This window comes from Acidovorax sp. HMWF018, assembly GCF_003061035.1.
Taxonomy (GTDB): domain Bacteria; phylum Pseudomonadota; class Gammaproteobacteria; order Burkholderiales; family Burkholderiaceae_C; genus Acidovorax; species Acidovorax delafieldii.
In genome coordinates this window covers 1-6879 of sequence record NZ_QAIM01000211.1, presented here as the reverse complement: position 1 = coordinate 6879, position 6879 = coordinate 1, and the positions used below count along the sequence as shown (strand labels likewise).

Sequence of the window (6879 nt, the reverse complement as noted above, 5' to 3'; positions counted from 1 at the left end):
CCGCCAGCCGGTGCTGGGCAAGAGCCACACCACGCCCGGCCTGATCCATGGCTTTGGCTTTGCGGGTGCGGGCTTTCAGATTGGCCCCGGCGTGGGCGAGGTGCTGGCAGAGCTGGCACGCGATGGCCGCAGCACCACGCCGATTGATGCCTTTGCGATTGAGCGATTTCTCCCAACGACGGTGGCTGACGTGGCCAGCACTGCCGCTGCCCACTGACCCCGTTTGCCACCGACAAAACTCCCCTCCCCACCAGAAAGGAAACCACCATGACCTTCTCCCCCCGCTTTGCCAGCCGCACCCGCCGCGCCCTTGTGACGGCCGCTGCACTGACCGCCGTGGCCGCCGCAGGCACCGCCACCGCGCAGACCAAAACGCTGTACATCGGCATGAATGGCGGCACGATGGAGAAGGCGTACACGCAGTACGTGTTCCCGGCGTTCGAGAAGCTGCATGGCGTGAAGGTGGTGGTGGTGCCTGGCACGTCCTCGGACATCCTGGCCAAGGCCCAGGCCAACAAGGACAAGCCGCAGATGCACGTGATGTTTCTGGACGACGGCATCATGGTGCGCGCCATGGGCATGGGCCTGTGCGAAAAGCAAAAGCCCAACCCGCATCTGAACGACATCTACCCCGCCGCCCGCTTCAAGGACGACCTGGCCAGTGGCGTGAGCCTGGGCATGACCGGCATCGCCTACAACACCAAGATGTTTGCCGAAAAGGGCTGGGCCGCGCCTACGTCGTGGATGGACTTTGCCGACCCCAAGTACAAGGGCAAGGTGGTGTTCCAGTCCATGCCGTCGTCGTCGTTCGGGCTGCACGGCTTTTTGATGTTCAACCGCATCCAGGGTGGCAACGACAAGAACGTGGAGCCGGGTTTCAACAACTGGGCCAAGACCATCGGCCCGAACGTGCTGGAGTACATCCCCAGCTCGGCCAAGATTTCAGAGATGGTGCAGACGGGCGAAGCGGCGATCTTCCCGCTCACGCCGACCAGTGTGGCGGCCTTGAAGTCCAAGGGCATTCCGGTGGAATACGCACAGCCCAAGGAGGGCTCGGTGGTGCTGATGACCGGCCAATGCGTGATCGCCAAGAACAGCGAACCCGAACTGGCGCAAAAGCTGGCCGAGTTTCTGCTGAGCCCGCTGGCACAGGCCAACGTGCTGCAGTTTGGCGCGCAGATTCCCACCAACCCCAAGGCGCCTGCCGTGGGTGAAGGTGCCGCCCAGGTCGCGCAGATCAGCCAGTGGATGAAAAACGCCGTGACACTGGACTGGGACAGCGTGAACGCCAACCGCCCTGCGTGGAACGCGCGCTGGAACAAGACCATCGAGCGCTGAGAGGATATGGAGCGCGTGTGAGCAGGCTACACCTGCTCACACTGGCGGGCCGTTTGTGACAAATGTCACCGGCCCCGCCATACCCTGCGGTGGTGGGGTGCCACAAACCGCTTCTTCGACTTCAGAATCCGGCGCCTGGGCATGCTGATTCGTTCAGCCAGTCCGCCACCATTCGAAGAAGAGGGATACCACCATGAAACGCTGGATCAAATGGACCGCAGGCAGCGCGCTGCTGCTGGGCGTGATCGTTGTCGCCACCGCCGCCAGCGGCCTGTACCTGGCCGAGCAAAAACGTAACCGCTACATCGACATCAAACCCCGCCCCGTGGCCTACACCACCGATGCGCAGACCATCGAACGTGGGCGCTATCTGTATGCATCGCGTGGCTGCACCGACTGCCATGGCGCACAAGGCACGGGCCGTGAGTTCGTCAACGATGGCAAGGGCACGCGCATCGTAGGGCCCAACATCACGCCGGCTGGCGTGGTGGCGCGCTACCAGCCCGAGGACTGGAACAGCGTGATCCGCCACGGCGTCAAGCCCAATGGCCGCCCGGTGCTGGTTATGCCCAGCGAGGACTACAACCGCTTCACCAACGAGGACCTGAACGCCCTGGTGTCGTATGTGCGCCAGTTCCCCCCCAAGGAGGGCACGCAGGCCGTGGTCGATCTGCCGCACCCTGCCTGGGTGCTGTATGGGCTGGGTGCGATTCCCGACGCGGCCTCGCGCATTGACCACCAACTGGCCCCCTCGCGGCCGACGGCTGCCGGAGTGACGCTGGCCAACGGCCAGTACGTGGCCAACATGTGCATCGGCTGCCATGGTGCCGACCTGTCGGGCGGCAAAATCCCCGGCGGCCCGCCTGACTGGCCTGCGGCAGCAGACATCCGCCCTGGCACACACAGTGCCGACAGCGCTCTGACACGCTACCCCAACGCCGCAAGCTTTGTGGCCATGCTGCGCACAGGCAAGCGGCCTGACGGCACACCGATCCAGGTGATGCCCTTCGAGTCGCTGGGTCAGTTGAGCGATGTGGATGCGCAGGCGCTGTACCTGTACCTGAACGCGCCCCCTGGCAGCGTGAAGCAGGACGTGGGCAGTGCAACGGCCGGCAGCCAAAAGAGCAGCGCCAATACCGTACCCTCCGGACCGGGCGGGCTCAAGCTGCCGGGTTGATCTGAGAACCTGTGGACGACCCAGCAGGGGGACGCCCGCAGACACTCAGACGAAAGAGCGGGCGACGGACCACGCCCCCAAAAATCGCTGCCCTGCTGACCCGCCCCCTTTGGACCACCCGCTGTGGTGGCGGGTCAGCTGCCAGGGTGCTGATGTGCCTGGGCAGGTGAGAGGGGCGCCAGGCTGTAAGACCCCATGGGCCCACCGGGGCTGTTGGTAGGGCCGGTGGGTGCAGCCGGCGGTGCGCGGCGCACCCGTGGCACCACGCTGAGCTGCACGGTATCCAGCACCGGGCCGGGCACCACATTCAGCGCCTTGCGAGGCAGGTCCACCAGTTGCTCGGCGTGCCACACGCGCACCTGTGCGGCGCCATCCGGCACGCTGGCAAATCGGGCAATGCCATCGTTGTCGGTCTTGAGTGTCCAGGCCGAATCGGTCACAAACACGTGGCCGCGCATGGAACCGTGCAGGTGGCAGCCCAGCAGCACCACGCCAGGGGTGTCGAGTTTGACGTCCGCAAAGTTGGCGGGCTTGCCGTCGGCCTTGCCGGCCAGGCGCAGCTCAAAATTGGAACTAGGCGCAGCAGGGGCCGCTGCAGCGGCTACGCCTGTAGGGTTGCCGCGCACATGGTGATCCCAGCGGTCCTGGTTGGTAAAACGCACGGTGGTGCCGGGCATCACCACGGTGACGGCAGGCACAAAACGCATGCGCTCCTGCTCAATGGTGGGGCTGGGCTGCAGCAGGCTGGGCGCCGCACCCGCAGTGGCACCGGGGTACACCACCACCACGGCGTCGGGCACAGGCTTGCCCTCGCGGTCCAGCACCTGAATTTGAACATTTCCGGCCCAAGCGCTAGTGAATATTGCGCTAGCAGCTATTAAAAATATAGCGTTTTTCATTGTCTTACCGCTTGGTGATCACGTCACGGTGCATGGGCGCCAACAAGGCCAGCAGGCGGTTTTGTTGAGCGAACGGTATGCCCTGGGCATCCATGGCGCTTTGCAGCACCTCCACCAGGGCGTTGAAGTGGCCCTTGTTGATGTCCATGTCGGCATGGGCCGATTTCATGTCAGCGCCTTCATATTTGCAAGGCCCCCCGCTCAACTGGCAAAACTGGTCGGTCAGGCTCTCCTTGAGGGCGGCTGGTTTCGTGTCCTTGAAGTGGCTGCCGATGCGTGGGTCCTTGACCACACGGTTCACAAAATCGTCCACCAGGCGGCTGATGCCAGGCTTTTCGCCCAGGGCCTGGTACAGGCCGGCAGGGGCTACAGGGGCTGCAGTGTTCGCCACCGGAGCCGCAGCGGTCTGCGCAAAGGCCGGGGCAGCCAGCAAGCCGCTCAGGGCGATGGCCAGGGCGATGAGGTTTTTGGAGTGGGTCATGAAAATCTCCTCAGAAAGCGACTTGGGCCGACAGGTAGTAGCCCGTCTGGCGGCGGTTTTGGGTGATGCCGGGCACGATGCGGCCCAGGTCCACATAGGCCAGCGTGAGCGACACGTTCTTGCTGGGCGCCCAGGCCACGAAGATGTCCTTCCAGTCGTCTTCGCGCAGCGCAGCGCCCAGGCCGGCCGCAGCGCCCAGCGCCTGCAGGTTGTTGGGCTTGAAGCGGTATTCGGCGCCCACCGCCAGGTTCTTGTTGATCAGGTACGCCACCGAGAACTCGGGCTGCAGGCTGCGGCTGTTCTTGCCAGGCGCAGCCGAGCCAAAGCCCAGCAGGCCGTTCTGGTTGGCGTTGGTGTAGCGCAGCGTGCCGTTGACCAGCACGCTTTGCGCCAGCAGCAGCTTGGTGGCGCTCACATACACATCGGTGCCGCTGGTTTTGGTGCCCAGAAAGTCCAGCACCGACCTGAGGGAGCCCGGGTGCACCTGCTTGTGCTCCAGCCCCACCGCAATCTGGGGCATCCAGCTGTCGCTGTTGAGCACCGCGTCGCCCGCCACCTTGAGCTTGATGCCGAGCACGTCCATCTTGATGTGCTGGCCGGGTGTCACGCCAAACGGCGCAATGCCGTTGAGCGCGATCGCGGGCGAGGCATCAAAGTCCTGGCGCGCCAGCGACAGCTCCAGGCGGTCGTGCAGCCCCAGGGCCACGCCATAGCCGTTCAGGCTGTAATCCTGGGTCGCAGCACGGGTGGCATAGGCGCTGACACCCACCTCGCCCTCGGTGGCGTTGCTGCCAATCACTGCCCAGGGGGTCAGCCCGCCGCCCGCCGATCCGGCGATGGTGCTGACACCACCGGTGAGCAGCAGCTTGCCGGTATCGGCCTGGGCCGCACTGCAGGCCAGTGCAACGCCAGCCAGCACGGCGATGGAAAGGGGACTCTTCATGGGGCGCTCCTCGTGTTTGTAAATAATTGCTACGACAGCGTCATTACGCACACGGGCGACGTCCAGATGTGAATCCAGAGTGCCGCAAAGGGTCTTTAGCGCCTGATCAGGGTCTGGCCCTCCACGACGGACTGGCCACCGTTCTCGTCAGCCAGCGAAGGCAAGGCGCTGCACGGTCCAGTACAGCGACAGCACCAGCAACGCGACGGAGCCCCCACGCACCACCACCGAGCGGTACCACGCCCTGCGCGTCAATGCCACCGAAACCGCGCACCACAGGGCGACCACCATCAGCTGGCCCACTTCGACCCCCAGGTTGAACCCCGCCAGGGCCCACAACAGCGAAGCCCCCGCCACGCCAGCTTCAACCAGCACCCCGGAAAAACCCAGCCCGTGCACCAGACCAAAGCCCAGAGCAAGCCAGCTACTGCGCAGGCCTTGGACGGGAAACAGGTTCAGCAACGCCGAGATGCCGATGCTGATGGCAATGGCGGGCTCCACCCAGTTGCCCGACACGGTGACCCAGCCCAGGCCTGCCAGTGCCAAGGTGATGGAATGGCCCACGGTGAAACAAGTCACCGTGAGCAGGAGCGCCTTGATCCCGGCGAAGCGGTCCCTGGCGCCGGAGGCCAGGGTTTCAGCGATCGGTGTTGTGCCGGACTCCGTGTGCAATGGCAGATCGCGGTGGCGGGGCTGCGGCTGCGGCTGCGGCTGCGGCTGCGGCTGCGCCAAGGATATGGGCAGCAACAGTGCCAGCAAAAAGGCCAGGTGGTCGTAGCCAGACAGGATGTGGTGCACCCCCTCGGTCACAAAGTGCAGCAGCGTGGCCACCCCGCCGCGTGGGGCGCCGGGCTCTGTTGGGTCCGCACCTTGAGCCCCTTCCGCACCGTCTGCCCCCGCTTGTCCTGCGCGGCTGCCCGCAGAGCGCAGGTCGGTGCCGGAGCGCCCGTCAGGGGCCAGCACGGCTGCCAGCGTCTGGCCGCTCAACGCGCCGCCCACCAGCAGGCGGTGTGTGGGGTCGATGCCCTGCATCAGGCCGTAGCGCAGGGTGACCGCCTGGGCTGGCGCACAGGGCAGCGTCGCAGCCAGCCGCGCGTAACGCCCATCGGTGCGCTGCTCCAACGCTTCAAAGCGCCAGGCAGGCACCGTCGCCGTTCCGTCGCACTGCCACAACATGCCCTGGCCCACCCACTGGACGATGGCGGGCATGGACTGCCGCACCTCGCCCCATGTGAGCTGGCGGTCGCCATCGGCATCGAGCTGCTCCAGCGCGGCATCCACATCCTTCAAGGCAACCGACAGCACAAGGCCTATCGATGCGCCCGCCCCTGCAGTGCCCTGGGGTGCCAGCGCATCCGTCACCCGCAGATAGGCGTCGCTGGCCTTGTGGGCCCAGGCGCTGGGCGCCAGTGCTGCGGCAGTCAACGCGACAGCCACCATGGCCCGCAGGGAACGCCCGTGTGGGCGCAGGAGGCCCGTTATCCAGTGCATGCAGCGCATCATTGGGCTCCCCGGGTCTGCCAGCGCGCCAGACGCAGGTCTTGCAGCCCTGCTTGCTGCAGGGCCTGCCGCACCGCCTGGTGGGCGGCAGCGTCGCCCGATTGTTCAGAGGTCTGCAGTGCAAGCCACCAGTCGAGCGGCTCTTTTTGCAGGGCAAGGTTGGTGCGGGCCGCCTTCCACGCGGCGGCGGGTTGCCCCTGCAACCACAGCGCCATCAAGGCACGCTCCCGGGCATGGGCGTCCAGCCCCTCTCCGCGCGCCGCGATGGCGGCAAAACGGGCTTCCAGGTCGCGCACCAGGGGCTGCCACGCGGCGTCCCCCATCAGCCGAAGGGCCTGCGCGCGCCGCAGCAGCACGGAGTCGCTGTCGGGCTGGTGCCTGAGCACCTCCAGTGCGGCGCTCGCACGATTGCGGCGCAACAGCTGGTCGGCATAGGCCAGCGCGGTGTAGCCGTCGGGGGCATCGGCCAGGCTGCGGCGGTAGGCCTCGTCGGCAGCGTCATCGCGCCCTGCGCGCTCTTCGCTCTCGGCCAGCAGCGACC

Annotated in this window: 6 protein-coding genes and 2 pseudogenes; 3 read left to right on the top strand and 5 right to left on the bottom strand. The window is 66.0% G+C overall.

From position 1 onward, the window contains the following. From DBR23_RS07670 to DBR23_RS07660, 3 genes and pseudogenes are all read left to right on the top strand, one after another. Positions 1-217, top strand: a pseudogene (locus tag DBR23_RS07670) (FAD-binding oxidoreductase); the annotation flags it as partial. 50 nt (positions 218-267) lie between these two features. Next, positions 268-1338, top strand: coding sequence for an ABC transporter substrate-binding protein (locus DBR23_RS07665; RefSeq protein WP_108497836.1), 1071 nt, complete (start codon positions 268-270; stop codon positions 1336-1338). A 193-nt stretch (positions 1339-1531) separates the two neighbouring features. Next, positions 1532-2515 carry a c-type cytochrome gene (locus tag DBR23_RS07660; protein ID WP_108497835.1) on the top strand — a complete coding sequence of 328 codons (984 nt, stop codon included), beginning with the start codon at positions 1532-1534 and terminating at the stop codon, positions 2513-2515. Positions 2516-2649: 134 nt separating this feature from the next. On the opposite strand, the gene DBR23_RS07655 is transcribed toward DBR23_RS07660, so the two are convergent. The 5 genes and pseudogenes from DBR23_RS07655 to DBR23_RS29580 all read right to left on the bottom strand — a co-directional run. After that, positions 2650-3339 (bottom strand): plastocyanin, encoded by a 690-nt coding sequence (locus DBR23_RS07655; RefSeq protein ID WP_108497834.1) that lies wholly within the window; start codon positions 3337-3339, stop codon positions 2650-2652. 79 nt (positions 3340-3418) lie between these two features. Continuing rightward, positions 3419-3895 (bottom strand): group 1 truncated hemoglobin, encoded by a 477-nt coding sequence (locus tag DBR23_RS07650; protein ID WP_108497833.1) that lies wholly within the window; start codon positions 3893-3895, stop codon positions 3419-3421. A 10-nt stretch (positions 3896-3905) separates the two neighbouring features. Continuing rightward, positions 3906-4838 (bottom strand): DUF3034 family protein, encoded by a 933-nt coding sequence (locus tag DBR23_RS07645; RefSeq protein WP_108497832.1) that lies wholly within the window; start codon positions 4836-4838, stop codon positions 3906-3908. Positions 4839-4985: 147 nt separating this feature from the next. Beyond that, positions 4986-6329: a HupE/UreJ family protein gene (locus DBR23_RS07640; protein WP_158276435.1), complete on the bottom strand. Its 1344-nt coding sequence runs from the start codon at positions 6327-6329 to the stop codon at positions 4986-4988. Positions 6330-6337: 8 nt separating this feature from the next. Further along, a pseudogene (locus DBR23_RS29580) lies at positions 6338-6879 on the bottom strand (hypothetical protein); the annotation flags it as partial.

What these genes read in the sequence shown, in the direction of transcription:
- DBR23_RS07665 (WP_108497836.1), top strand. Translation starts at nt 268, where the DNA reads ATGACCTTCTCCCCCCGCTTTGCCAGCCGCACCCGCCGCGCCCTTGTG.
- DBR23_RS07650 (WP_108497833.1), bottom strand. Translation starts at nt 3,895, where the DNA reads ATGACCCACTCCAAAAACCTCATCGCCCTGGCCATCGCCCTGAGCGGC.
- DBR23_RS07660 (WP_108497835.1), top strand. Translation starts at nt 1,532, where the DNA reads ATGAAACGCTGGATCAAATGGACCGCAGGCAGCGCGCTGCTGCTGGGC.
- DBR23_RS07645 (WP_108497832.1), bottom strand. Translation starts at nt 4,838, where the DNA reads ATGAAGAGTCCCCTTTCCATCGCCGTGCTGGCTGGCGTTGCACTGGCC.
- DBR23_RS07640 (WP_158276435.1), bottom strand. Translation starts at nt 6,329, where the DNA reads ATGCACTGGATAACGGGCCTCCTGCGCCCACACGGGCGTTCCCTGCGG.